Here is a 24,536-nt window from a genome sequence, read left to right as displayed (position 1 = left end):
GAACGCATTGGATAGACTTTAGAAATCAGAGCGACTTCCATATCAGGATTTGCTTCAGCTGCTGCAATCGCAGAGCGAAGACCGCCGCCACCAGCACCTATGACCGCGATATCTGTGATATATGTTTGCACAGTATCCTCCAGTGAAAGTATTGCGGGCTAGGCCCGCTTGTTATCATTAAAAGCGTAAAGCTTTGGAATCTAAGCGTAGTTTAAGTGAGCACCCGACTTAAAAAATTGACTCTGTTAGGCTTTTGATCGAGAAAAGGCATTATTTGGACGAATATTACGCTATGTGCGATCTGTATCACGCTTTTTTTATATCAATATCCGAGGTAGACTCGCACATTATTTCTTTTCGATGAAAAAACATGAATCAACTGACCTGGAAACCATCAGCATCTATTGCTGCACTGAAGATTAGAGCGAAAATTATCAATAAGATACGTGAATTTTTTGCAGAGAAGGATGTGCTGGAAGTTGACACGCCAACTTTCAGCCACGCCACGGTTACCGACATTCATTTGCAAACATTTAAGACTCAATTTTTGGGGCCTGGGTATGCTCAGGGACAAACTGTTTATATGATGACTAGCCCAGAATTCCATATGAAACGCTTGTTAGCTGCGGGAAGTGGTTCTATATATCAAATGAGTAAGGCATTTCGTAATGAAGAGTGCGGTCGTTACCACAACCCTGAATTTACGATGCTGGAATGGTACCGAGTTGGTTTTGATCATCATATGTTAATGAATGAAATGGACGAGCTATTTCGGTTGCTGCTCAATGTTGAAAAAACAGAAAAAATGACTTATCAGCAAGCCTTCCAATTGACTTTGCAGTTGTGTCCCTTAACCGCGAGTATGCATGAGCTTCGAGTTGCCGCTACTAATCTAGGATTAGAGGATATCGCGAAATCTGAGACGAACAGAGATACTCTTCTTCAGCTCCTATTTTCTATGGGTGTTGAAAACAAAATCGGCCAAGAGCATCCTGTATTTGTTTATAACTTTCCGGCTTCTCAAGCGGCGCTGGCTAAAATCAGTCCTGAGGATTCTCGAGTCGCTGAGCGATTTGAAGTCTATTTTCAAGGCATTGAACTGGCCAATGGATTTCACGAATTAGATGATGCGAGTGAACAACGGACTCGATTTGAGCAAGACAACAAAGAACGTACCGCAATGGGACTACCGGTTCAGCCGATTGATGAGCATTTACTCAATGCCTTGGACGCTGGATTACCGAACTGTGCTGGTGTAGCGATGGGGATCGATCGTCTTATTATGCTTGCAACAAAGAGTGAGCATATAAAGGACGTGATTGCCTTTGACTTCTCTCGCTCTTAACTATATTGCTGAATCGTTTATCGATCTTTATCGGTTTTCTTGGTGCTAAGGACTCGCGTCATAAGAATATCCTCGTTATACTCCTTCTCTATTTATACGATAACTTTTAACAGAGCTTGAGATATGCAAGAGTACATTCAGTTTTTTCAGCAGAACACATTACTCTCAGTTGCTTGGGTAGCCATCGTTGTTGCCTTGGTTGTAAATATTGTGAAATCTGCTTCTGCTAAGTATAAACTCATTTCGGTAAACGAACTGACACAGGCCGTCAATAAAGAAAACGGTACAGTGGTTGATATTCGTACTAGTGATGAATTTAAAAAGGGTCATATCACCGATTCAGTCAACATGAAACCAGAGGATATCAAATCTGGTAATCTGGCTTCTCTTGAAAATAAAAAAGCAACCCCAATCATTGTGGTATGTAAATCCGGCCAGACTGCTCAGGACAGTGCATCAGCTTTAGTTAAAGCTGGCTTCGAGAAAGTAAGTGTACTGAAAAATGGCATAGCAGCATGGAATGAAGCAAACCTTCCTCTGGTTCGCGGTAAAAAATAATTAACTTAAAAATTAGCTGACACGTTGTCGGCATAAAATTAAAGGAATAACTCATGTCTGAAGCAGCGCAACAACAAGCTCCTGAACAGAATTTTTCAATCCAAAGAATTTATCTAAAAGATCTTTCTTTCGAAGCGCCAAACTCTCCGGTTATTTTTCAAAAAGACTGGGAACCAAACGTAAATTTAGATTTAGACACGCAGAGTCGTGAGCTTGGTGAAGGCGTTTACGAAGTTGTTCTTCGTTTAACGGTGACAGTTAAAAATGAAGAAGAAACAGCTTTCCTTTGCGAAATTCAACAAGCTGGTATCTTTACCGCTGATAAGATGGAATCAGGTCAATTAGCTCATTGTCTTGGTGCTTTCTGTCCAAATATCCTTTTCCCTTATGCTCGTGAAACTGTTTCAAGCCTTGTGGTTAAAGGTACTTTCCCTCAGCTGAATTTAGCGCCTGTAAACTTTGACGCGTTGTTTATGAATTATCTACAGCAACAAGCGGATCAAGGTCAGGAAGGAAAAGACGCATAATCATCTTGTCGGAGTGATAACTCCACGAAAGGTTGTGATAGAAGTGCACAGAGCATCTGGTATTCAAAACGAATGACCGATGAATGTGCACTTTTTACTTTTTGAATTAGGCAAAACTACTAGGCGGAGCCCATGGCAAATATAGTGACCACAAAAAATGATGATAGATCTATTTCAATAAGTGTGATTGGGGCTGGATCGTATGGAACCTCTCTAGCAATCTCTCTGGCTAGAAATGGTGACAATGTTATTTTGTGGGGCCATGATCCTAAACATATGGATCAATTAGAGAGCGACCGAGAGAATAAACGCTTTCTTCCTGATGTGTCATTTCCGCCGAGTCTTATCATTGAAAAAGATCTTCGTGCTACTGTTCAAGCAAGCCGTGATCTTTTAATCGTAGTGCCAAGTCATGTCTTTGGTGATGTGCTCAGCTCGATCAAACCTCATTTACGTTCAGATTCTCGTATTTGTTGGGCGACAAAAGGCCTTGAGCCTGAAACCGGACGCTTGTTACAGGAAGTGGCGAACGAACAGCTCGGTGAGAATTACTCTTATGCAGTTATGTCTGGTCCTACATTTGCTAGAGAACTGGCGTTAGGCATGCCAACAGCTATCTCTATTGCCTCCAATGACCCTGTATTTGTCGAAGAGCTCCAAGAAAAAGTACACTGCAGTCGCTCTTTCCGTGTATACGCGAATGACGACTTTATAGGTTTACAACTGGGGGGCGCTGTAAAAAATGTGATTGCGATTGGAGCTGGTATTTCCGATGGTATTGGCTTTGGGGCAAATGCACGAACAGCCTTGATTACTCGCGGCTTGGCTGAAATGTCTCGTCTGGGTGCGGCACTGGGTGCGCAGGCGGAAACGTTCATGGGTATGGCTGGGCTTGGCGATCTTGTTCTGACATGTACAGATAACCAATCACGCAATCGCCGATTCGGTTTGGCGCTTGGTGCTGGTAAATCTGTTGATGAGGCTCAAAACGATATTGGTCAGGTTGTTGAAGGTTATAGAAATACAAAAGAAGTCTATTTATTGGCGAAACGAGTTGGCGTGGAAATGCCGATCGTTGAGCAAATTTATCAGGTACTATATCAGGGTAAAAATGCTCAGATAGCCGCAAAAGATTTACTTGCTCGAGATAAAACGTCTGAGTGACGATTAAATACAAAGAATAGAGTAAGTATGGGGAGAATGTTGAGATAATGAATCAATGCAGAAAAGATAAAGTCTGGCAAACCATTGTTACCGAAGCAAGAGAGCTATCGGAACAGGAGCCGATGCTGGGAAGCTTTTATCATGCTACTATTATTAAGCATGATAGCCTTTCTTCAGCACTCAGTTATATACTGGCGAACAAATTGAATACCCCATCAATGCCTGCCATGGCTGTGCGTGAGGTTATCGAAGAAGCGTTTGGATCCGATCCGTTAATTACCAGCGCTGCGGCTTGTGATATTTGTGCTACGGTAAGCCGAGACCCTGCAGTCGCTCAATATTCAACTCCTTTGCTCTATTTGAAAGGGTACCATGCTCTTCAGGGGTATCGCGTTGCAAATTGGCTTTGGAAGCAAGGGCGAAGAGCATTAGCAAGTTACTTCCAAAATCAGATCTCTGTTGCGTGTCAGGTTGACATTCATCCAGCAGCTCGAATTGGTAAAGGTATTATGCTTGATCACGCCACTGGCATTGTTGTGGGTGAAACCGCCGTTGTAGAGGACGATGTATCCATATTACAAGATGTAACTCTTGGGGGTACTGGCAAAGAGTGTGGTGACCGACATCCAAAAATTCGTGAAGGTGTCATGATTGGCGCAGGAGCAAAGATCCTTGGCAATATCGAGGTGGGCGAAGGCGCAAAAATCGGTTCATGTTCTGTGGTTTTACAACCCGTACCTCCACATACAACCGTCGCGGGTGTACCTGCCAAAATAGTGGGGCGTCCATTCTCTCAGAAGCCTTCATTAGATATGGATCAGCATTTTAATGGGAAGTTGCAAACGTTTATTGGTGGTGACGGAATATAAAAAGGAGGACTTGGTCCTCCTTTTTTTATTAAGAAATAGCGTTTAGCTCTTCAAGAACTTCTTCTGCCCAATTTACCCAAGCTTCGCGAGCTAGAATATTACGGCGTAGAGTTAGTCTTTCTAAGCGTTGTTGCTTATCAAGAGACTCAGGTGTCGCATAGTATGCAGCTTCGATTTCTTTGAAGTGACTAACGAGTTTCTTAGACTCACTGATCAATTCGATCATTTGGTCTCTGTATGGTGTTGCAGGTTGTACTGCGCATGCCATTAACTTAGCACTAAACTCATCGCGCACAGTTGGATGCGCTGTTGGTTGATCAAACCACTCCCCAAGGGTAGTTCTGCCCGCATCAGTGATGGAGTAAACTTTTCTATCAGGTTTCCCTTCCTGAGGTTCAAGAACACAAGTTACCAAGCCTTGTTGGCCCATTTTATTAAGTTCACGGTAAACTTGTTGATGACTAGCTTTCCAGAAATAGCCGATACTAGAGGAAAACTCTTTGGTTATATCGTATCCGGTAGCATCGCGAGTGCTCAAAACAGTAAGGATTACGTGTGGTAATGACATGTCTGAAATCCAATAAGTTAACTAAAATAACAACCAGTCTGATTCTTGTTGAGCTTCTGTGGCTCAATCTTTAATGATTCAGACTTTCCAGTACAAAGTACTGGCCCTGTCACCTTAAAAGCCGATATTCACCTGTTGATGCAAGTTTATATTCAACTTGCCGCCTGCAACTATTATTTAAGAGTGTCATTGCAGTTGTAGATAGTATAACCAAATAATAATCATAAACACGGGCTGTTGGACATTTTGGGACTAAATAATTATTTAGTTCTTTTAAATTTTTAAATAGTAAAATAAAAGGCCGCAATGATGCGACCTTTTGTCTCTATAGTGGTTTTTTATGTTGTTTGCTTAGCCAGTATTTCGCATCCCAGCAGCTATGCCAGCAATAGTGATCATTAATGCTTCTTCTAGCTCTGCCGGTGTTTCTTCATGCTGTCTAGTACGATATAACAGCTCAGCCTGTAACATATTCAACGGTTCTACATAGATATTACGCAGACGAATTGACTCTTGTCCCCAAGGATCTCTTTGCATTAAGTTCTCATTGTTTTCAACATTAAGAACTGACTTGATGTCTTTCTGCAATTGTTCTCTGAGTTTTTCACCAAGAGGACGAAGGCGTTCTTCTACCAATCGTTCATCGTAGTAGCGAGAGATATCTGCGTTACATTTAGTGTAGACCATCTCTAACATACCAAGACGAGTCGAGAAGAATGGCCATTCACGACACATCGCTTCCAATAGCTCTTGATGCCCCTTATCCACAGAGTACTGAATCGCTTCACCGGCTCCCAACCAGGCTGGAAGCACAAGACGGTTCTGGCTCCATGAGAAAATCCATGGAATCGCACGCAAGCTTTCCACACCACCATTTGGATTTCGTTTCGAAGGGCGAGAACCTAGAGGTAATTTGCCTAGCTCTAGTTCCGGCGTCGCCTGACGGAAGTAAGGAACAAAATCGGGTTCACCGCGAACAACTTTACGATAAGATTCACACGATACTTCAGAAAGAGCATCCATTAGCTCACGCCACTCTTTCTTCGGCTCTGGAGGTGGTAGAAGGTTGGCTTCTAAAATTGCGCTTGCGTATAGATTAAAGCTATTCACCGCAACATCAGGCAGACCCAGTTTGAAGCGAATCATTTCACCTTGCTCTGTTACGCGAAGTCCGCCTTTAAGACTTTTTGGTGGCTGAGATAATAAGGCTGCGTGTGCTGGAGCACCACCACGACCAATAGTACCACCACGACCATGGAAAAGAGTCAGGTCAATGCCTGCTTTCTCGCTCACGTTAACCAACGCTTCCATTGCGCGGTATTGCGCCCAGCCTGCAGCAAGTGCGCCAGCGTCTTTTGCTGAGTCTGAGTAGCCGATCATAACCATTTGTTTGTTTTGAATAAATCCACGGTATAGATCGATATTCAATAACTGAGTCATGACGGCTTCAGCATTATTCAAGTCATCTAATGTTTCGAATAATGGGCAAACATCCATACGGTATGGGCAACCACATTCTTGAAGAAGTAGATGAACCGCCAGTACATCTGACGCTGTTCTTGCCATAGAGATGACGTAAGCGCCAAACGCGTCACGTGGATAAGAAGCAATTGTCCTACAGGTGTCCAAAACCTCCTGAACATCGTCAGATGGTTTCCAGTCACGAGGAATTAGTGGGCGTTTAGAAGACAATTCGTTGGTTAAAAACGCGATTTTATCCTGCTCACTCCATTGGTCATAGTCGCCCAGACCAAGATAGCGTGTCAGTTCTGACAATACATCTGAGTGGCGGGTACTTTCCTGACGGATATCCAAACGCACTAGGTTAATGCCGAACGCTTTAATGCGACGTAAAGTATCGAGTAGGTTACCTTCAGCGATTTTACCCATGCCACATTCATGAAGCGACTTATAACACTCGTAGAGAGGTTCCCATAGCTGATTGGCATTGCGCAAAGGTGCTTTGATCGGAAGTTGCTGACCATGCACTTTGGCATCAAGGATCTCGATAGTATCGTTGAGTGTGCTGCGCAGACGTTTCAGAATTGCACGATATGGTTCGTGTTCATCTTCTCCAGCTAGTTCTCGTACGCTGGCATTACACTGGGTCATTGATAATTCACTGACCAGCTCATTGATATCGTTTAGGTAAAGATCAGCGGCCTTACAACGAGATTGAAGCAATACTTCGCGAGTGATTGAATGAGTAACAAATGGGTTACCATCACGGTCACCACCCATCCAGGATGAGATATGAACTGGGGCAGCATCGATTGGCAATCCTTGACCTAAATAGCCAACCATTTTTTCGTTAAATTCGCGCAGAAATTCCGGAATCGCTTCCCACAATGAATTCTCAACGACAGCTAATCCCCATTTAGCTTCATCAAGAGGTGTTGGGCGTTGCTTACGGATAACATCTGAATGCCAGAACTGAGCAATAACCTGCTCCAAACGTCTCTGAGTACGCTTTCTCTCTTTATCTGAGATATCCAGTTCTAGCTTTGATAAACACTCGTTGATGTTTACCAGCTTATTTATCATCGTTCTGCGAGTGATTTCCGTCGGGTGTGCTGTCAGTACGAGCTCAATATTCAAATCTCGAATAGCTTGCTCAGTATCTAACTTACTAATTTTATTATCTGTTAGTTTGGCGAACAGCGTATTCACTGCGTCTGGCTCACACACTTTCGTATCGCAATGGCGCGAAATAGTATGGTATTGCTCAGCAATATTAGTGAGATTTAAGAATTGGTTGAAAGCTCGAGCTACTGGCGTTAACTGATCATCGGTGAGGTTTTTAATCTCTTCGACCATCGCATCGTAGTCTGACTTGTTACCGTTACGGGCAGATTTTGATAGTTTACGAATGGTTTCTACTTTCTCAAGAATAATGCTTCCATCTGCATCTAGGATAGTATCTCCCAGTATTCGACCCAGCATGCTTACATTACTTTTGAGTGCAGCGTATGTCTCGTTCATTGTTATTCCTGCCTTGAAATAAAATTACATCCAATGTTCTTTGTTAGCTAAATTGATAGCTAAAACAATTTAGCGAAAGAATCATCGCCAAGTCAAATTAGCCTTGGCGTTCTTCTTCGCATTATCTACTTCGACTTTCTAAATAGAAATAGAAAATTGAAAGAAAATTTCAAAAGTTTTCTTTCAAAAATGAAATAAACTTAGATCTTTACATTAGCGATATTTATGCTTTAGAAGCAGTACTTCTGTATCGATCTCTGTAATAGGTTAATCGTTGGGTCGATAAATTCAAAGGCCAAAAATTCATCTGGCTGATGAGCTTGGTCTATTGAGCCCGGACCCAGAACGATTGTTGGGCAAACTTCTTGTAAGAAAGGCGCTTCGGTACAATAGTTCACTGTTTCTGCATTTGTACCACACAATTCTCCCATTTCTGTGACGAAGGGATGATTATGGTCACACTCATAACCTGGAATGGAATCGTGTAGTGGTTTCATTTCTACACAGCCAGGCCATTTTTCTTCCACGTTCTTCAATGTACCTCGAAGTAAGTTATCGAGATTATCAAGACTGATTCCAGGCAAAGGTCTAACATCGTAGTGCAGTTCGCAACACCCACAAATTCGGTTGGCACTGTCACCGCCATGGATATGGCCGAGGTTTAGGGTGGGTGATGGAATTTCAAATCCTGGATGGTGATATTTTTTGATCAAGATATCCCGAGCCTGCATCAAGGCATAGAGAACTTCATGCATTATTTCAATCGCATTTACGCCTAATGCTGGATTCGATGAATGGCCCGACTTTCCTGTAACCCGAATAACGTTCGCTACGTGGCCTTTGTGTCCGTATATCGGTTTTAAGCTGGTAGGTTCGCCAATAATACAATAATCAGGTTTGATCGGTTGGTTATCGGTAAAGTGTTTCGCCCCCAACATTGTGGTTTCTTCATCACAGGTCGCCAAGACGTAAAGCGGTTTTTTCTGTTTTGACCAGTCAATCGCCTTGACAGCTTCTATAATAAAGGCAAAAAAGCCTTTCATATCTGCTGTTCCTAGGCCATAAAAACGGTTGTCTTTTTCTGTTAAAGAATGAGGGTTAAAGCTCCATCGTCCCTCATCGAAAGGTACTGTGTCTGAATGGCCTGATAGAAGTAGTCCACCTTCACCGCTGCCCATTTTTGCAATCAGGTTGTGTTTATTGTCAGCTACTTTAACTGTTTCAACCTCAAATCCTAGCGAAGTGAACCAATCTGCGAGCTTGGCAATCACTTCTGTATTGCCTTCGTCCCATTTAGGGTCGCTGGAGCTAATTGAAGATGTGGCAATTAGGCCTTGATAAACATCTTTAAATTTAGGGAAATGCATAGAAACTTTGCTCCTACTATTGACAGGGATATGTAGAGAAGGTAAAACACATATTAAATCACTTTTCGTGAATAAAAAACCAAATTAACCTGATTTCACAAAATTTATAGTCAGTTTTTTGGTTGACTTTTAATCAAATTGTCGGGTGCCTCATATGTTAAAAACAACCATCATCGGAGCTAGCGGTTATACCGGAGCTGAACTTGCTTATATGGTGCAGAAACATCCTGAGTTGACGCTATCAGGTTTATACGTTTCTGCCAACAGTGTAGACGCAGGAAAATCGATTGCTCAACTGCATGGAAAACTCGATGGTGTTGTTGATATGGAAGTTCAACCTCTCACAGATCCTGAAGCGGTAGCTAAAGAGTCTGATGTCATTTTTCTTGCTACAGCACATGAAGTGAGTCATGACCTTGCACCGGTATTTTTAGCGAATGGCTGTCAAGTGTTTGACCTTTCTGGTGCCTACCGTGTTAATAGTGATGAATTTTTTACCAAATACTATGGTTTTGAACATAAGTTCGGTGATTGGCTAGAGAACGCTGCTTACGGTTTGGCTGAATGGAACGCCGACAAAATTACCAGTGCACAGCTAGTTGCTGTCGCGGGTTGTTATCCTACTGCTAGCCAGTTAGCAATCAAACCACTGATTGAAGGTAATTTGTTGGATACCGTTCAATGGCCAATTATCAATGCAACTAGCGGTGTGTCTGGTGCAGGTCGTAAAGCGACAATGACCAACAGTTTCTGCGAGGTCAGTTTGGCACCCTATGGCGTGTTTACACACCGCCATCAGCCTGAAATTTCCGCTCATCTTGGACGCGATGTGATCTTCACTCCACATCTTGGAAATTTTAAGCGTGGTATTTTAGCGACGGTTACGATGAAGCTTGCTGCCGGCATTTCTGAGCAACAAGTTAATGAAGCATTTGAAAAAGCCTACGCAGGTAAACCTGCAGTTCGTTTGAAATCGGGTTTACCAAGATTACAAGACGTTCAATTTACACCATTTTGTGATATTGGCTGGAAAGTCAGCGGTGAGCATGTCATTGTTGTTTCGGCAATCGACAACCTATTAAAAGGTGCCTCTAGCCAAGCAATGCAATGTTTGAATATTCACTATGGCTACCCTGAACTGACTGCGCTAATTTAAGGAAACAGTTATGAGTCAACAAGTCCCTCGCCCTGTTGTTGTGAAATTAGGTGGTGCCGTATTATCCAGTACAGACACCTTAGCTAAGCTATTTGCTGCAATCGCTGAATATCAGGAACAAAAGCCTGTTGTGATTGTTCACGGTGGAGGCTATCTTGTTGATGACCTGATGTCCAAGCTTCAGTTTGAGACAGTAAAAAAGAATGGTTTACGTGTGACGCCTTATGATCAGATTCCATTTATCGCTGGTGCTCTAGCTGGTACCGCGAATAAATTGCTCCAGGGAGAAGCCGTAAAAAGTGGCTTAAAAGGAATCGGTCTATGTCTGGGTGATGGCGGTTTGTGTCAGGTAACAGAACTTGATGCAGAACTTGGTGCTGTCGGCTTGGCAAAAGCTGGCGATCCTACGATTGTAAATGCCATTATCTCAGCAGGTGGGACACCTATCATCAGTTCTATTGGTTTGACCGATTCCGGCCAGCTAATGAATGTAAACGCGGATGATGCCGCTGTTGCCGTTGCGAAATCGCTTGATGCAGACTTGGTGCTTCTTTCTGATGTAAGTGGTGTACTCGATCAGCATAAAGAGTTGATTAAGGAACTGGACTCTGAGCGCGCAGAGCGTTTGATTAATGCCAAGGTGATTACTGATGGCATGATTGTTAAAGTGAGAGCAGCTTTAGAAGCGGCAAATGACTTGGGTAGACCAATCGAAGTAGCTGGTTGGAAGAAACCAGAACTTTTGACCACGTTATTTGCTGGAGAAAGTATTGGGACGCGTTTTTTCCCCAATGCTCAATAAAGAATTTTAAATCGTAATATGATAACCCCTTGGCACTGACCGCCATGTGCAGAGCCAGGAAGTTGGAGAATACAAAATGAGTAAAGTACAAGTAAATAAAGTTGTTGTTGCATACTCTGGCGGTCTTGATACGTCAGTAATCATCCCTTGGTTGAAAGAAAACTATGACTGTGAAGTTGTCGCTTTTGTTGCTGATGTTGGTCAGGGTGCTGACGAGCTAGTAGGTATTGAAGAGAAAGCAATCGCATCTGGTGCATCTGAGTGTCATGTTGTTGACTTGAAAGATGAATTAGTAGCGGATTACATCTATCCAACGCTAAAAACGGGTGCTCTATATGAAGGTAAATACCTTCTAGGTACTTCAATGGCTCGTCCTATCATCGCGAAAGCACAGGTTGAAGTCGCGCGTAAAGTTGGTGCTGATGCACTTGCTCACGGTTGTACTGGTAAAGGTAACGACCAGGTTCGTTTCGAAGGCGCGTTTGCTGCATTAGCACCTGATCTAACCGTTATTGCTCCTTGGCGTGAATGGGATCTAGTCAGCCGTGAGGAATGTCTGGATTACCTAGCTGAACGTAATATCCCATGTGCAGCATCTCTGACTAAAATCTACTCTCGTGATGCGAATGCATGGCACATTTCAACAGAAGGTGGCGTACTAGAAAGCACTTGGAACGCACCAAACGATGATTGCTGGACTTGGACAGTAGATCCTAAGAAAGCACCTGATCAAGCTGAAACTGTGACACTTAAAGTAGAGAAAGGCGCGGTTGTTGCAGTTGATGGCAAAGCAATGTCTCCATACGAAGTACTTGTTTATCTAAATGATAAAGGTGTAAAACACGGTGTTGGTCGTATTGATATCGTTGAAAACCGTCTTGTAGGTATGAAGTCTCGTGGCTGTTATGAAACTCCTGGGGGCACTATCATCACTGAAGCTCTACGTGCAGTTGAACAACTTGTACTAGATAAAACATCATTTGAATTCCGTGAAGAGTTAGGCCTTAAAGCTTCTCACCTTGTTTATGATGGTCGTTGGTTTACTCCTCTTTGTCGCTCAATCTTGGCTGCTGCTGAAGAGTTAGCTCAGGATGTTAACGGTGAAGTTGTAATTGAGCTTTACAAAGGCCATGCAACTGCGATACAAAAACGCTCTGAAAATAGCCTGTACTCTGAAGAGTTCGCTACTTTCGGTGCTGATGAAGTATATGACCAAAGCCATGCTGGTGGTTTCATCCGTCTATACTCACTATCAAGCCGTATTCGTGCGTTAAACGAAGCAAATAAAAAATAAGTAATAATTTTCAGCACAGAAGCAATGTGGATCTAGACAGACGGGTCTAGGTCCCTTTTCAGTATTTAGGAGAAACACAATGGCATTATGGGGTGGTAGATTTACCCAGGCAGCAGACGCTAGGTTCAAAGATTTTAATGATTCGCTGCGCTTTGATTACCGATTAGCAGAGCAAGACATTGTGGGTTCTATCGCTTGGTCAAAAGCATTACTATCCGTGAATGTATTAACCGAGGACGAACAGAAGAAATTAGAGCTGGCACTGAATGAATTAAAGCTAGCTGTAATGGAAGATCCTGAACAGATTCTCCGTTCTGATGCTGAAGATATCCACTCTTGGGTGGAACAACAACTTATCAACCGTGTTGGTGATTTGGGTAAAAAACTACACACGGGTCGTTCAAGAAACGATCAGGTAGCGACTGACCTAAAACTATGGTGTCGCCAGCAGGGTCAACAACTTCTTATCGCATTAGACAGACTTCAGCGTAAACTGGTTGAAGTAGCGAAAGAGCATCAAACAACCGTGTTGCCAGGTTATACCCACTTGCAACGTGCACAACCTGTGACATTTGCGCATTGGTGCCTTGCGTACGTGGAAATGTTTGAACGTGACTACTCTCGTCTAAGTGATGCCATTACCCGTCTCGATACTTGTCCGCTAGGTTCTGGTGCATTAGCTGGAACAGCTTACCCTATTGACCGTGAGAAGCTTGCACATAATCTTGGTTTCCGCCGTGCTACCCGTAACTCTCTTGACTCGGTTTCGGATCGTGACCATGTTATGGAACTGATGACGACAGCATCAATTTCTATGCTGCATTTATCGCGTCTTGCTGAAGATATGATTTTCTATAACTCTGGTGAATCGGGTTTTATTGAATTAGCTGACACTGTGACATCAGGCTCTTCACTGATGCCGCAAAAGAAAAACCCGGATGCATTAGAACTTATCCGTGGTAAAACCGGTCGTGTTTATGGTTCTCTTGCGGGAATGATGATGACGGTTAAAGCGCTTCCTCTTGCTTACAACAAAGACATGCAGGAAGACAAAGAAGGTTTATTTGATGCTTTGGATACATGGAATGACTGCATGGAAATGGCAGCTCTGTGCTTCGAAGGTATTAAAGTTAATGAAGATCGCACGATGGAAGCGGCTAAGCAGGGTTATGCGAACGCGACAGAGCTTGCTGATTACCTCGTTGCGAAAGGCATTCCTTTCCGTGAAGCGCACCATATTGTTGGTGTTGCTGTTGTGGGTGCGATTGCCAAAGGAAGTGCGTTAGAGGAATTATCGCTTGAAGAGCTAAAAGAGTTCTCTGATGTGATTGAAACCGATGTTTACGACATTCTGACCATCGACTCTTGCCTTGATAAACGTAGCGCATTAGGCGGTGTATCTCCTGTTCAGGTTGCTTATGCTGTTGAACAAGCACAGAAGCGTATGGGTAAGCATAACGCGAATGCCGTTAAAGTTCGTCCAGCAAGGCTAACTGACATCGAGTCTCTAGAAGGTATGGTGGCTTATTGGGCCAATATGGGAGAAAACCTTCCTCGTTCTCGTAACGAATTGATTCGTGATATCGGTTCGTTTGCAGTGGCTGAACACCAAGGTGAAGTAACTGGCTGTGCATCACTCTATGTCTATGACTCAGGGTTGGCTGAAATACGTTCATTAGGTGTTGAAGCAGGTTGGCAGGGACAAGGTCAAGGTAAAGCAATCGTTAACTATCTTGTTGCTCGCGCTCAGCAAATGGCGATTAAGAAAGTTTTTGTACTTACCCGTACACCTGAATTCTTTATGAAGTTAGACTTTATACCAACATCAAAAACCTTGTTGCCAGAAAAAGTGCTTAAAGATTGCGACCAGTGTCCTCGTCAGCACGCTTGTGATGAAGTTGCCCTTGAGATCAATCTTGATGACGAATTGATCTACAAAACGAAAGTTGCATAATAGTCTGATTAATCAGGTGGTTTTTGATTGATGAAAAAAAGATCAAAAAAAGATCGAATCTTTTTGGAACCATCAGAAAAAGGCAGTGTCTATTAAAGTACCACTGCTTTTTCTTAGATTGAATCTAAGAAGCCCTGAAACTTTTTATTGGTTTCAGGGCTTTTCTTTTTCTGGACATTATTTTTTAAACGGAAGAATGATAAATTTCATCAGAAGATGAAGCAGAAGCAGACCATGGCATGCCGCGCCAAAGAATAATAAAGTGATTGAACCGATAGATTTTGGTTGATGGCTTCCCCAAAAGATCCAGACAGGCCAAAAAAGTAAAGAAAGAATACTGAGCTGAATCATACACTGTACGCATCGTCCTATTTTTTTCCAGAACCAATGTGAAGAGCAGGTTTGACAACCCATTCAATACTCCATCTATCAAGTCTAAGGGATAGCTAAGAGTAAAAGGTTCTTTATAGTGTTTCAATAAATAAAAAACCCCAGCCCGGGATAGGATAGGCTGGGGGAGGAAATAGGCCCTCAAGGTTTGCTGTTAGTTCGTGAGCAGCAATAATGGAATTTTTTATGCGAAGTATTGCTCTAGGTCGTCGCTACCACCAATGTGTCTACCACCGATGAAAACTTGTGGAACCGTTGAGCGACCTGAGACTGCGCGTAAACTGACTGTTGTGGCATCTTTACCTAATACGACTTCTTCGTACTGTAGCCCTTTATCAATAAGCAATTGTTTCGCTTTTGCACAGTAAGGGCATCCTGGTTTGGTGAACACGGTGATCGATTCCTGAACCTGATAATCTGGAGCGATGTAGTTCAACATCGTATCCGCGTCTGACACCTTGAATGGGTCACCTGGTTCGTTGGGTTCAGCAAAGATTTTCTCTACGATTCCGTTTTTCACCAACATGCTGTAGCGCCATGAACGTTTACCGAAACCAAGATCGTTTTTGTTCACTAGCATTCCCATACCATCGGTAAATTCACCATTCCCATCAGGAAGAAAGAATATATTGTTGGCTTCCTGGTCTGCTTTCCATGCATTCATAACGAACGTATCGTTCACTGATACACAGATAATAGAATCGACGCCATGCTGTTTGAACACAGAATATAATTCGTTGTAGCGTGGTAAATGGCTTGATGAGCAAGTTGGGGTGAATGCACCGGGCAAGCTAAATACGATGACAGTTTTATCTTTGAACAAATCGTCTGTAGTTACATTAACCCATTGGTCTCCCTGACGAATCGGGAAGCTAACGTGTGGAACTGCGTGACCTTGTTTTGCTGTATTCATTGTCTATTCCTTTTATTTAAAGTTTGTGTTGTTGAGTATTGGTTTACTCATTTCGTTGAAGCTATTATCAAAAAAAATCTTTGATAGCTCTAATCGTTTAATGCTATGGTTTTAATAGGTAAACTCTATTTTGGGGCGTATATGAACATTCGTGACTTTGAATATCTGGTGGCTTTAGCTGAGCATAAACATTTCAGAAAGGCAGCAGAGGCTTGTTTTGTGAGTCAGCCGACGCTGAGTGGCCAGATACGAAAGTTAGAAGATGAGCTTGGAACGGTGCTACTTGAGCGTAGTAGCCGACGGGTTTTGTTTACTGAGGCGGGGATGCAACTGGTTGATCAGGCGAAAAAGATTTTGAAAGAAGTCAAAACGTTCAAAGATATGGCCAGCGGTCAGAGCGGTGCGATGACTGGACCTATGCATATTGGCTTTATCCCCACACTTGGCCCTTATTTATTGCCGAAAATCATTCCTACCGTTAAAAGTCAATTTCCTGAGCTAGAGCTTTATCTCCATGAAGCTCAAACGGCACAATTAGTTAAACAGCTAGAAGATGGGCAATTAGATTGTTTAGTTCTGGCGTCTGTTGATGAGACACAGCCCTTTAAAGAAATAGCTGTTTATCAAGAACCTATGAGTGTTGCTGTTCCTTGTAGCCACGAATGGGCAGGAAAAAGTGAAGTTGATATGTCCCTGTTATCTGGAAAAACAGTTTTAGCTTTAGGGGATGGACACTGTCTGAGAGATCAAGCTCTTGGATTTTGTTTTGCAGCTGGAGCAAAAGACGACGAAAGATTTAAAGCAACCAGTTTAGAAACGTTGAGAAATATGGTGGCAGCTGGAGCTGGGATTACTCTGTTACCAGAGCTGGCATTACCACCTGAACATGAAAAAGATGGTGTTTGTTATATCAAAGCTATCAACCCGATTCCATCCAGAACAATAGTACTCGTTTATCGTCCCGGCTCACCTTTGAGAGAACGTTACGAGCAGTTTGCGGATATGATAAAAACAAGATTAAGCAGCCTGCATGTTACAGAGCCTGAACTCGTGACCGAATAATTCCGAGCAATAAAAAACGCGCCGAGTTGAGGCGCGTTTTATATCAATCGATGACGGATTAAAATAGCTCTTCGCTACCACCAGACGTCGAAATACTGTTAGTGATACTATTTTGTACGTATTCTCTTGGTTCCGTACCCGCTTCAAAATACTCAAACATTGAAGTACCGTCAGTCTTGTTGGTTAATAGGCCCGTCGCTCTGTCTATACGAACGCGAATAATATTATCCGGTACGGCTTCCTCTTGCTCTGGTACGTCAGCAAGAATCTGCTGCATAAACTCAATCCATGCAGGTTGGGCTGTTTTACCTCCCGATTCACCACCGCTCGCCATATCGTTACCCATATTGGCATTGCGACTTGAGCGACCTAGTTCACGGTTATGGTTGTCAAAACCAACCCAAGCGGTGGCAACCACTCCCGGAGCAAAGCCATTATACCAAGTATCTTTCGAGTCGTTGGTTGTACCGGTTTTTCCACCAATATCACGACGTTTGAGCTTTTGCGCTCTCCAACCAGTACCATTCCAGCCAGTGCCTTCTCTCCAGTCACCGCCACCCCAAATATTGCTGTGGAGCATTTGTCTCACTAAGAATGCATTTTGTTCTGAGATCACTTGTGGAGCATAGGCTGACTCATTAGCCGATTCATCTTCAGTCGTTTGGCAGTTAGCGTGGCAGACCACTTTAGGCTCAGCTTGGTATTCCAATTGACCAAATGAGTCTTCTACGTGATCAACAAAATACGCTTTGACATAGTAACCACCGTTGGCAAAGACAGAGTATCCCTGAACCAGTTTTAGAGGGGAAAGACTGCCTGCTCCTAGAGCCACTGTTTCTGAGTCAGGAAGTTTATCGAGATCAAACCCAAAACGAGTAAGATAATGACGAGTATCTTCCAAACCTACCTCACGCAGTACGCGTACGGCCATAACGTTTTTAGATTGGGCTAAACCAATTTTCATCCGTGTAGGTCCGCCATAGGTCGGTGGTGAGTTTTGTGGACGCCACGCTGTTCCCTGGCTTTGATCCCACTTATTAATTGGTGCATCGTTGATCAGAGTCGCTAATGTCATACCTTTATCCAGAGCAGCAGAATAGATAAATGGCTTAATACCCGAACCGACCTGACGAATCGACTGTGTTGCACGGTTAAATTTACTGTGTACAAAGTTAAAGCCACCAACCAGAGCTTTAACAGCGCCATTTTCAGGATCCATTGCAACAAAAGCTGTATTAGCACTTGGTACTTGGCTTAAATGCCAAACGGGAGACTCGTCTTCCGAACTGATATTTCGAACCCAAATTTGCTCACCTGCTTTTAGAATATCCGCAGGTTTTTTGGGAGCATAACCTTGTCTTTTATCCGTAATGTATGGACGAGCCCATTTCATTTCATCCCATGAAATAGATTGTTGGCCAAATCGTTTCACGAAAACTTGCGCAGAGTCTTCGTTCACGTGAGTGACAACAGCGGGAATAAATTGCCCATAGCTTGGTTGGTCTGCCAGTTTTTCATCAATATCATCGTTGGAGAGGGTAGGCTCACCCTCTTTCCACAATGTTCTTACTGCGCCTCTGTAGCCGTGACGTTCATCGTAATTGATTAGGTTATCTATGGCTGCTTTATTGGCTGACGCTTGCATCGTTGAATCAACCGTCATATAAACTTGCATGCCTGATGTGTAAGCATCTTCACCATAACGATCCACCATCCATGCACGAGCTATTTCTGCAATATAGGGAGCATCAAGACCGATTTCAGCCCCATGATAACTCGCGACTATCGCCTCTGATTTCGCTTCTTCATATTCCTGTTTAGTTATGTAGTGCTCGTCTAGCATACGCGCTAAAACGACGTTTCGACGTTTGGTTGCACGTTGAAGGGAATAGATTGGGTTCATCGTTGATGGAGCTTTAGGCAGACCCGCAATCACCGCCATTTCACTCAAAGTAAGATCATTAACACTTTTTCCGAAGTAGACCTTAGCAGCTGCTCCAACACCGTAAGAACGATAACCCAGATAAATTTTATTTAGGTAAAGCTCTAAAATCTCGTCTTTTGTTAGTAATTGCTCAATATGAACGGCAATGAAAATCTCTTTAATCTTACGCATGATTTTCTTCTCGTTAGACAAGAAAAAGTTACGCGCAAGCTGCTGAGTAATCGTACTCGCCCCTTGGGTGGCATTACCTGAAATCATGACAGCGATAGCGGCACGCACAATACCAATAGGATCAAAACCGTAGTGTTCGTAAAAGCGAGAATCCTCTGTGGCAATAAATGCTTCCCGCAGTTCTGGTGGGATTTCAGACAGCTTTAGAGGAATTCGTCTTTTTTCTCCAAATTGTGCGATCAGCTTGCCGTCTTTACTGAACACTTGCATTGGTGTTTGCAGTTTAACGTCTTTTAAAGTCGCTACGTCGGGTAGCTCTGGCTTCACGTAATAATAGAAACCAATAATTGTTCCTGATCCTAAAACTATGCAAATCAATGCAAGTAAAAATAATCGCTTTATGAACTTCACCGGATAATCCCTGTTTAGTCGAAATGCTCAGATGCAAATCGGATTACTTTCCGCTACAAAACTAGCTCTGAAATGGTCGCATATTGTACTACCAATAACGCATTTTAACAGAGTCGATTTAAGGGAATAAAAAATGAGTAAACGAATAATAACGGGTATCGATATTCGCTGTGATTCAATTCTTGCTGTCACTGTCGCTAGAAAGTATGACACTTATCAACTGCAAATGATTCAAGATATTCCTACGAACCGAGATATTGTGTCTGAAAACATCCCCTTACATCATCAACTTCTTGTCAATATATTAGCTGAATTAAAGAAAAAACGATTGAGAAAGGGAAGAGAAATCACATTGTGTGTCCCTGAGTCTGCTGTCATTTGCAAAATAGTCGATGTACCCAGTTATATCCGCGGGCGTAAAGAGGAGGGCCCCGCAGTTCTTCGTGCTTTCGCTAAATCGGCGCCTTTACCAATAGAGGAATTAGCCATTGACTATGAGCAAGTAGGTTCACTATTTCAAGTGTTTGCGACACGTAAAGCCGAAGTCCTTAGTCGAAAACAGCTGGTTAAAAATGCTGGTTTAAAACTAGGCCTCATTGAGTCGGAAAAAAACGCCTTTCATCATGCTCACTTATGGGTTGATGTCTGCATGGAAACTCAACAATCATTGCTGATTGATTGGGGGAAGGAAAACGTCAGATTTGGCTTTAGTGATGGCGACCGCTATGTTTATCGGTGCAGTTCATTAGCCGATAGATCCACAACAAACTTGAGCCAGATGGCGGCACTTTTTTACCAAGAGTGTCAGCGCTTTCTCTCACTCAACCCATCGATTAAACCTCAAGCGACGCTTATTTATAGCTCAGTAGAACTACCACAGGAGATCGAATCGTGTGCAAAACAACTACTTGGTATCAAGATCTATCGTCTTGAATCCCTATTTAACCATCATGCCTTGCTTATAGAGCAAAATGTAAATGAGCCCTTTCTCGCACTAGGTTCAGCTTTGAGTGGATTCCATGCGATAGAGGAACATCGTTATGTCGCATAGTATCAATTTCATTAATTGGCGCCAGCATCAGACACTTTTTAGAAAGCGCAGTTTATTTTCAACTCTGGCCATAGTCGCCATATTGAGTTGTAGCATAGAGTTCATCAGTTATGGTTACTGGCAGAATGAACAGGTAAAACAGCAATATTATTATCAGCAATTGTCTTGGCTGCAACGTGAACAAAGTCAACTCGCCGCTGAGTTATCGGAGCAGTATGCGGTGTCCGCTCAATTTCAACAATCACTGGCAATTCATCGTGAGCTCAAGCGACAGCAGCAATTATTACCAGATTTATTAACTACGTTAAGCCACAGTGTCAGCTCGCAACTTGCCTTAAGACGATTTACGCAAACAGGTGAAAGAATTGTTGTGGATGGGGAATTTACCCAACCTGAAATATTTAGGCAGTTTATTGAAGCACTGACTCTGAAATCTCGTGGGAGAGAGATCACCATAGAGAATGTGCAGTCAAACAAGCATTCGCTAAATCAGAAATTTCGTCTTGTTATGAATTCAGAGTAGGAATTTATGATGATTGGTCATTTCTTTTATTCCTATGCAGTTATCCGATGGATATGCAATATCGGGTTGACTCTTTGTTTGTGTGTGACTGTTTTTTGGAGTGTCTGGCAACCGTTATTCGCCAATTTACATAGGCACGAAACGCAGACTAAAAATGAGATTGCTGTGTTGCTTGCCAAAAATTATCAAACTCAAAGGCAGATTGATGTTCTGGTTGATAACAATGCAACTCAGAAATTATCTCTAGATATCGTTGAGACCCATTTTGATATTCCACGGTCTTTTCGTCTTGCTCAAGAGTTAGAAATCATGGCGCGAAAGAGTGAATTATCTCGTCACAATTTTCAGTGGCAAAAAGAAGAGGTTCTTGATTATTACCAAAAGAAACAGTTTGAGATCAGTTTGTCTGGAACGTTTACTCAACTGAACACCTTCTTTTCATTAGCTAAACAGTCTAAGGGATATCTTGCGTTCACCTATTCTCACTGGCAAAGAGAGCGAAACAGTATATCCGTAATCGCCACTGGGTCCTTTTATCAGAGTAGAGAGAACAAGAATGAATAAATGGATTATATCACTAGGCTTTATTTTTATGAGCGGCACCGTCTTGGGGGAAACGGCCCATGCTCTCGATCCGTTTCACATCATTAATCCCGAGATTAAAGGGAATAATAAAAAGTCTGAACAGTTAACGGTTAATGCGGTAAAGCAGTCTGACAGTAATAAAGAAAGAAGAACGTTGATGGTGAGACTAAAGTACGCTGATGCAGAATCCATCGCTGATATGCTGGACTCAAGCGATCGTTTTTTGTCTTCTCAAGGTTCTGTGTCATTTGATAAAAGAACGAATGTACTCGTCCTGTTCGATAGCTCGGATGTGTTACAAAGGGTACGGCAAATTCTGGATGTTATTGATAGTCCTTCTGAGTTAATAGAAATCGAAGCAAGAATCGCGATGGTCAATGAAGGTGCGACCGACGAATTAGGTGTCCAGTGGGGATTAGATTCTCGCCATAATGATGGTTCAATCTCTGGAAACCTTAATGATTCTCTGAGTATTTCGCTGCCGGCAAGTTCTGCAAACGCTTCTTCTATCGCATTTCAGTTAGCGTCTCTTGGTACTGAGACACTCTTAGACTTGGAGCTGTCCGCATTGCAGAGCGAATCAAAAGCGGAAGTTATATCCAGTCCGAGATTACTTACGACAAATCATCAGTCAGCGTTTATTGAGCAAGGAACAGAAATTCCTTATTTACAGTCCAATAGTGATGGCGAACAAACCATCGCGTTTAAAAAAGCGGTATTGAGTCTGAAAGTCACCCCTCAGGTCAATGACAATGGAGTCATGACATTGGATTTAGTGGTGACTCAGGATAGACCCGGTCAAGTTGTCAAAACCGGAACGGGAGAAGCGGTCGCTATTATTACCCAAAGAATAGGAACCCAGGTTCTTGCTCAAAGTGGAGAGACCATAGTGCTTGGGGGAATCTATCAGAATAGTGTCACGCATAACGTGGACAAAGTTCCTGTTCTGGGTGATTTACCTCTGATGGGCGGGTTATTTCGCCGAACATACGATAGTAGCGGGAAAAGTGAATTATTAATTTTCATCACTCCTCGGCTTCTGATTCAATAAGTTAGCTATGTTTTTGTCGCAATTGGAAAAATAAAGTTGCAATAAGGGGCACAGATCTAGATAATTTCGGGTCTTATCACGAAATATCTGTGAGGAATTGGTGCCAAGAGAGCGATTCTGCATAAATTATGCTGCTACTCCCTTTTGGCGATGTCATTGAATTAACGCAAAAAATATACTGCTGAACATGGCTGAAAAACGTAATATTTTCCTTGTTGGCCCAATGGGCGCTGGCAAAAGTACAATTGGTAGATATCTCGCTCAACAACTTCATATGGACTTTGTTGACTCTGATACAGTTATTGAAGAACGTACCGGAGCTGATATCGCTTGGGTATTTGATGTGGAAGGGGAAGAAGGCTTCCGCAAACGCGAAGAATCGGTTATTAACGAATTAACCGAGCAACAGGGTATTGTTCTGGCTACTGGTGGCGGCTCTGTTAAAAGTAAAGAAAACCGCAACCGTTTATCTGCTCGAGGTGTTGTTGTTTATCTTGAAACAACTATCGAAAAGCAGTTAGCTCGTACAAACCGTGACAAAAAACGTCCTTTACTACAGACAGATTGTCCAAGAGACGTGCTTGAGTCTCTCGCTGGTGAGCGCAATCCACTTTATGAAGAAATCGCGGATATCGTCGTTAAAACTGACGATCAAAGTGCAAAAGTGGTCGCGAATCAGATCGTAAAAATGTTAGAAGAACAATAATACCTTTCTTTCTTATCGGAGCATTACCATGGAACGGATTACGGTCAGTCTTGGTGAACGTAGCTACCCTATCTCTATCGGCGCCGGATTATTTAATGATCCGGCTTTGCTTTCTTTTTTAAACCCTAAACGTAAAGTTGTTGTGGTTACTAACAATACGGTTGCTCCGCTGTATGCGGAGAAATTGGGGGCTCTTCTGAAGCAGGTTGGGGTGGATTATTCATTCCTTCAGCTTCCTGATGGCGAAAAGTATAAAAGTCTCGAAACATTCAATACGGTGATGACATACCTGATTGAGAACAATTACAGCCGTGACATGGTCTTAGTTGCTCTTGGTGGTGGTGTTATCGGTGATTTGGTTGGTTTTGCCGCAGCATGCTATCAACGAGGGGTCGACTTTATTCAGGTACCAACAACGTTGCTATCTCAAGTTGATTCTTCAGTAGGTGGTAAAACTGCGGTTAATCACCCAATGGGTAAAAATATGATCGGGGCTTTTTATCAGCCAAAATCGGTCATTATTGATACTGATTGTCTGGCAACTCTTCCCGAACGTGAATTTGCCGCTGGCATGGCCGAAGTTATTAAATACGGCATTATTTACGACTACGATTTCTTCATTTGGTTGGAAGAAAACCTAGAACGCCTTTATGCTCATGATGAAGCCGCATTGACCTATGCGATAGCCAGATGTTGTGAGATTAAAGCCGAAGTAGTTGCTCAGGATGAGAAAGAGTCGGGTATTCGAGCTCTGTTGAATTTGGGGCATACTTTTGGTCACGCTATTGAGGCTGAATTAGGCTATGGTAACTGGCTACATGGTGAAGCGGTTGCTGCTGGAACCGTCATGGCGGCAAAAACGGCTTGCATGCAAGGACTTATCTCTGCAGAGCAGGTTGAACGTATTGTCACTATACTCAAGAATGCTAAACTGCCTATTCATACACCAGAATCTATGTCGTTTCAGGACTTTATGAAGCATATGATGCGAGATAAAAAAGTGTTGGCTGGTGAACTTAGATTAGTTTTACCAACAGACATTGGTAAAGCTGATGTGGTCAAGGGTGTTCCAGAATCAGTACTCGAGGAGGCGATCGAGTCCTGTAGACAATAGTCACAGAGCCACGTTTTCTCGTGGCCTT

The 24,536-nt window shown here is 42.8% G+C and carries 23 protein-coding genes; 16 read left to right on the top strand and 7 right to left on the bottom strand.

Annotation, left to right across the window (positions count from 1 at the left end; genetic code table 11):
• Positions 1-131: FAD-binding protein (locus EES38_RS18835; protein ID WP_124938382.1), on the bottom strand; the 131-nt coding region annotated here is incomplete at its 3' end.
• Between the two features lie 239 nt (positions 132-370).
• Here EES38_RS18835 and epmA point away from each other — a divergent pair.
• The 5 genes from epmA (at position 371) to cysE (ending at position 4,463) form a co-directional block, all read left to right on the top strand.
• Positions 371-1,345 carry an elongation factor P--(R)-beta-lysine ligase gene (gene epmA / locus EES38_RS18830; RefSeq protein ID WP_124938768.1) on the top strand — a complete coding sequence of 325 codons (975 nt, stop codon included), beginning with the start codon at positions 371-373 and terminating at the stop codon, positions 1,343-1,345.
• 123 nt (positions 1,346-1,468) lie between these two features.
• Complete coding sequence (locus EES38_RS18825; RefSeq protein ID WP_124938767.1) at positions 1,469-1,903, top strand: rhodanese-like domain-containing protein; 435 nt, start codon at positions 1,469-1,471, stop codon at positions 1,901-1,903.
• A 53-nt stretch (positions 1,904-1,956) separates the two neighbouring features.
• Positions 1,957-2,430: a protein-export chaperone SecB gene (secB, locus tag EES38_RS18820; RefSeq protein ID WP_124938766.1), complete on the top strand. Its 474-nt coding sequence runs from the start codon at positions 1,957-1,959 to the stop codon at positions 2,428-2,430.
• Between the two features lie 132 nt (positions 2,431-2,562).
• Entirely contained in the window at positions 2,563-3,594 is a 1,032-nt protein-coding gene (gpsA, locus tag EES38_RS18815) for an NAD(P)H-dependent glycerol-3-phosphate dehydrogenase (protein WP_124938765.1), read from the top strand.
• Between the two features lie 47 nt (positions 3,595-3,641).
• Positions 3,642-4,463, top strand: a complete 822-nt coding sequence (gene cysE, locus EES38_RS18810) for a serine O-acetyltransferase (RefSeq protein ID WP_124938764.1) — start codon at positions 3,642-3,644, stop codon at positions 4,461-4,463.
• A 28-nt stretch (positions 4,464-4,491) separates the two neighbouring features.
• Here cysE and EES38_RS18805 read toward each other — a convergent pair whose 3' ends face one another.
• From EES38_RS18805 to argE, 3 genes are all read right to left on the bottom strand, one after another.
• Positions 4,492-5,031, bottom strand: a complete 540-nt coding sequence (locus tag EES38_RS18805) for a PadR family transcriptional regulator (RefSeq protein ID WP_124938763.1) — start codon at positions 5,029-5,031, stop codon at positions 4,492-4,494.
• A 351-nt stretch (positions 5,032-5,382) separates the two neighbouring features.
• On the bottom strand, positions 5,383-8,013 hold the full coding sequence (gene ppc / locus EES38_RS18800; protein WP_124938762.1) for a phosphoenolpyruvate carboxylase: 2,631 nt from the start codon (positions 8,011-8,013) through the stop codon (positions 5,383-5,385).
• Between the two features lie 230 nt (positions 8,014-8,243).
• Positions 8,244-9,380 carry an acetylornithine deacetylase gene (argE, locus tag EES38_RS18795; RefSeq protein ID WP_124938761.1) on the bottom strand — a complete coding sequence of 379 codons (1,137 nt, stop codon included), beginning with the start codon at positions 9,378-9,380 and terminating at the stop codon, positions 8,244-8,246.
• Positions 9,381-9,534: 154 nt separating this feature from the next.
• On the opposite strand from argE, the gene argC reads away from it, so the two are divergent.
• From argC to argH, 4 genes are all read left to right on the top strand, one after another.
• Complete coding sequence (argC, locus tag EES38_RS18790; RefSeq protein ID WP_124938760.1) at positions 9,535-10,536, top strand: N-acetyl-gamma-glutamyl-phosphate reductase; 1,002 nt, start codon at positions 9,535-9,537, stop codon at positions 10,534-10,536.
• 10 nt (positions 10,537-10,546) lie between these two features.
• Positions 10,547-11,338 carry an acetylglutamate kinase gene (gene argB / locus EES38_RS18785; RefSeq protein WP_124938759.1) on the top strand — a complete coding sequence of 264 codons (792 nt, stop codon included), beginning with the start codon at positions 10,547-10,549 and terminating at the stop codon, positions 11,336-11,338.
• 76 nt (positions 11,339-11,414) lie between these two features.
• Positions 11,415-12,632: an argininosuccinate synthase gene (locus EES38_RS18780; RefSeq protein ID WP_124938758.1), complete on the top strand. Its 1,218-nt coding sequence runs from the start codon at positions 11,415-11,417 to the stop codon at positions 12,630-12,632.
• Positions 12,633-12,711: 79 nt separating this feature from the next.
• Positions 12,712-14,586, top strand: coding sequence for an argininosuccinate lyase (gene argH, locus EES38_RS18775; RefSeq protein WP_124938757.1), 1,875 nt, complete (start codon positions 12,712-12,714; stop codon positions 14,584-14,586).
• A 177-nt stretch (positions 14,587-14,763) separates the two neighbouring features.
• Here the strand turns inward: argH and EES38_RS18770 are convergent, their stop codons facing one another.
• Both EES38_RS18770 and EES38_RS18765 read right to left on the bottom strand, forming a co-directional pair.
• A complete protein-coding gene (locus EES38_RS18770) occupies positions 14,764-15,000 on the bottom strand; it encodes a DUF3624 domain-containing protein (protein ID WP_124938756.1) in 237 nt (78 codons plus the stop codon).
• Between the two features lie 160 nt (positions 15,001-15,160).
• Entirely contained in the window at positions 15,161-15,889 is a 729-nt protein-coding gene (locus EES38_RS18765) for a glutathione peroxidase (protein ID WP_124938755.1), read from the bottom strand.
• A gap of 141 nt (positions 15,890-16,030) precedes the next feature.
• Here EES38_RS18765 and oxyR point away from each other — a divergent pair, with 141 nt between their 5' ends.
• Complete coding sequence (oxyR, locus tag EES38_RS18760; RefSeq protein WP_124938754.1) at positions 16,031-16,951, top strand: DNA-binding transcriptional regulator OxyR; 921 nt, start codon at positions 16,031-16,033, stop codon at positions 16,949-16,951.
• Positions 16,952-17,009: 58 nt separating this feature from the next.
• On the opposite strand, the gene EES38_RS18755 is transcribed toward oxyR, so the two are convergent.
• Positions 17,010-19,478 carry a penicillin-binding protein 1A gene (locus EES38_RS18755; RefSeq protein ID WP_124938753.1) on the bottom strand — a complete coding sequence of 823 codons (2,469 nt, stop codon included), beginning with the start codon at positions 19,476-19,478 and terminating at the stop codon, positions 17,010-17,012.
• Between the two features lie 133 nt (positions 19,479-19,611).
• Here EES38_RS18755 and pilM point away from each other — a divergent pair, with 133 nt between their 5' ends.
• The 6 genes from pilM (at position 19,612) to aroB (ending at position 24,508) form a co-directional block, all read left to right on the top strand.
• On the top strand, positions 19,612-20,529 hold the full coding sequence (gene pilM / locus EES38_RS18750; RefSeq protein ID WP_124938752.1) for a type IV pilus biogenesis protein PilM: 918 nt from the start codon (positions 19,612-19,614) through the stop codon (positions 20,527-20,529).
• The gene (locus tag EES38_RS18745) at positions 20,519-21,052 is read left to right on the top strand and encodes a PilN family protein (protein WP_124938751.1); all 534 of its coding nucleotides are present in this window, start codon (positions 20,519-20,521) and stop codon (positions 21,050-21,052) included. The genes pilM and EES38_RS18745 overlap by 11 nt, the downstream gene beginning before the upstream one ends.
• A gap of 6 nt (positions 21,053-21,058) precedes the next feature.
• Entirely contained in the window at positions 21,059-21,616 is a 558-nt protein-coding gene (locus tag EES38_RS18740) for a hypothetical protein (RefSeq protein ID WP_124938750.1), read from the top strand.
• Positions 21,609-22,688, top strand: a complete 1,080-nt coding sequence (gene pilQ, locus EES38_RS18735) for a type IV pilus secretin PilQ (protein WP_124938749.1) — start codon at positions 21,609-21,611, stop codon at positions 22,686-22,688. The genes EES38_RS18740 and pilQ overlap by 8 nt, the downstream gene beginning before the upstream one ends.
• Positions 22,689-22,875: 187 nt before the next feature.
• Positions 22,876-23,394, top strand: coding sequence for a shikimate kinase AroK (gene aroK, locus EES38_RS18730; protein WP_124938748.1), 519 nt, complete (start codon positions 22,876-22,878; stop codon positions 23,392-23,394).
• Positions 23,395-23,422: 28 nt separating this feature from the next.
• Complete coding sequence (gene aroB / locus EES38_RS18725; protein WP_124938747.1) at positions 23,423-24,508, top strand: 3-dehydroquinate synthase; 1,086 nt, start codon at positions 23,423-23,425, stop codon at positions 24,506-24,508.
• The last annotated feature ends 28 nt before the right edge of the window (positions 24,509-24,536 follow it).

It is taken from the genome of Vibrio viridaestus, from assembly GCF_003856525.1.
GTDB classification, from domain to species: domain Bacteria; phylum Pseudomonadota; class Gammaproteobacteria; order Enterobacterales; family Vibrionaceae; genus Vibrio; species Vibrio viridaestus.
The sequence above is the reverse complement of the archived record's forward strand: the minus strand, read 5'-3'. Positions and strand labels throughout refer to the sequence as shown.

Excerpts from the sequence above, each read along its gene's own strand:
- epmA (WP_124938768.1), top strand. The coding sequence starts at position 371 with ATGAATCAACTGACCTGGAAACCATCAGCATCTATTGCTGCACTGAAG.
- EES38_RS18825 (WP_124938767.1), top strand. The coding sequence starts at position 1,469 with ATGCAAGAGTACATTCAGTTTTTTCAGCAGAACACATTACTCTCAGTT.
- secB (WP_124938766.1), top strand. The coding sequence starts at position 1,957 with ATGTCTGAAGCAGCGCAACAACAAGCTCCTGAACAGAATTTTTCAATC.
- gpsA (WP_124938765.1), top strand. The coding sequence starts at position 2,563 with ATGGCAAATATAGTGACCACAAAAAATGATGATAGATCTATTTCAATA.
- cysE (WP_124938764.1), top strand. The coding sequence starts at position 3,642 with ATGAATCAATGCAGAAAAGATAAAGTCTGGCAAACCATTGTTACCGAA.
- EES38_RS18805 (WP_124938763.1), bottom strand. The coding sequence starts at position 5,031 with ATGTCATTACCACACGTAATCCTTACTGTTTTGAGCACTCGCGATGCT.
- ppc (WP_124938762.1), bottom strand. The coding sequence starts at position 8,013 with ATGAACGAGACATACGCTGCACTCAAAAGTAATGTAAGCATGCTGGGT.
- argE (WP_124938761.1), bottom strand. The coding sequence starts at position 9,380 with ATGCATTTCCCTAAATTTAAAGATGTTTATCAAGGCCTAATTGCCACA.
- argC (WP_124938760.1), top strand. The coding sequence starts at position 9,535 with ATGTTAAAAACAACCATCATCGGAGCTAGCGGTTATACCGGAGCTGAA.
- argB (WP_124938759.1), top strand. The coding sequence starts at position 10,547 with ATGAGTCAACAAGTCCCTCGCCCTGTTGTTGTGAAATTAGGTGGTGCC.
- EES38_RS18780 (WP_124938758.1), top strand. The coding sequence starts at position 11,415 with ATGAGTAAAGTACAAGTAAATAAAGTTGTTGTTGCATACTCTGGCGGT.
- argH (WP_124938757.1), top strand. The coding sequence starts at position 12,712 with ATGGCATTATGGGGTGGTAGATTTACCCAGGCAGCAGACGCTAGGTTC.
- EES38_RS18770 (WP_124938756.1), bottom strand. The coding sequence starts at position 15,000 with ATGGGTTGTCAAACCTGCTCTTCACATTGGTTCTGGAAAAAAATAGGA.
- EES38_RS18765 (WP_124938755.1), bottom strand. The coding sequence starts at position 15,889 with ATGAATACAGCAAAACAAGGTCACGCAGTTCCACACGTTAGCTTCCCG.
- oxyR (WP_124938754.1), top strand. The coding sequence starts at position 16,031 with ATGAACATTCGTGACTTTGAATATCTGGTGGCTTTAGCTGAGCATAAA.
- pilM (WP_124938752.1), top strand. The coding sequence starts at position 19,612 with ATGAGTAAACGAATAATAACGGGTATCGATATTCGCTGTGATTCAATT.
- EES38_RS18745 (WP_124938751.1), top strand. The coding sequence starts at position 20,519 with ATGTCGCATAGTATCAATTTCATTAATTGGCGCCAGCATCAGACACTT.
- EES38_RS18740 (WP_124938750.1), top strand. The coding sequence starts at position 21,059 with ATGATGATTGGTCATTTCTTTTATTCCTATGCAGTTATCCGATGGATA.
- pilQ (WP_124938749.1), top strand. The coding sequence starts at position 21,609 with ATGAATAAATGGATTATATCACTAGGCTTTATTTTTATGAGCGGCACC.
- aroK (WP_124938748.1), top strand. The coding sequence starts at position 22,876 with ATGGCTGAAAAACGTAATATTTTCCTTGTTGGCCCAATGGGCGCTGGC.
- aroB (WP_124938747.1), top strand. The coding sequence starts at position 23,423 with ATGGAACGGATTACGGTCAGTCTTGGTGAACGTAGCTACCCTATCTCT.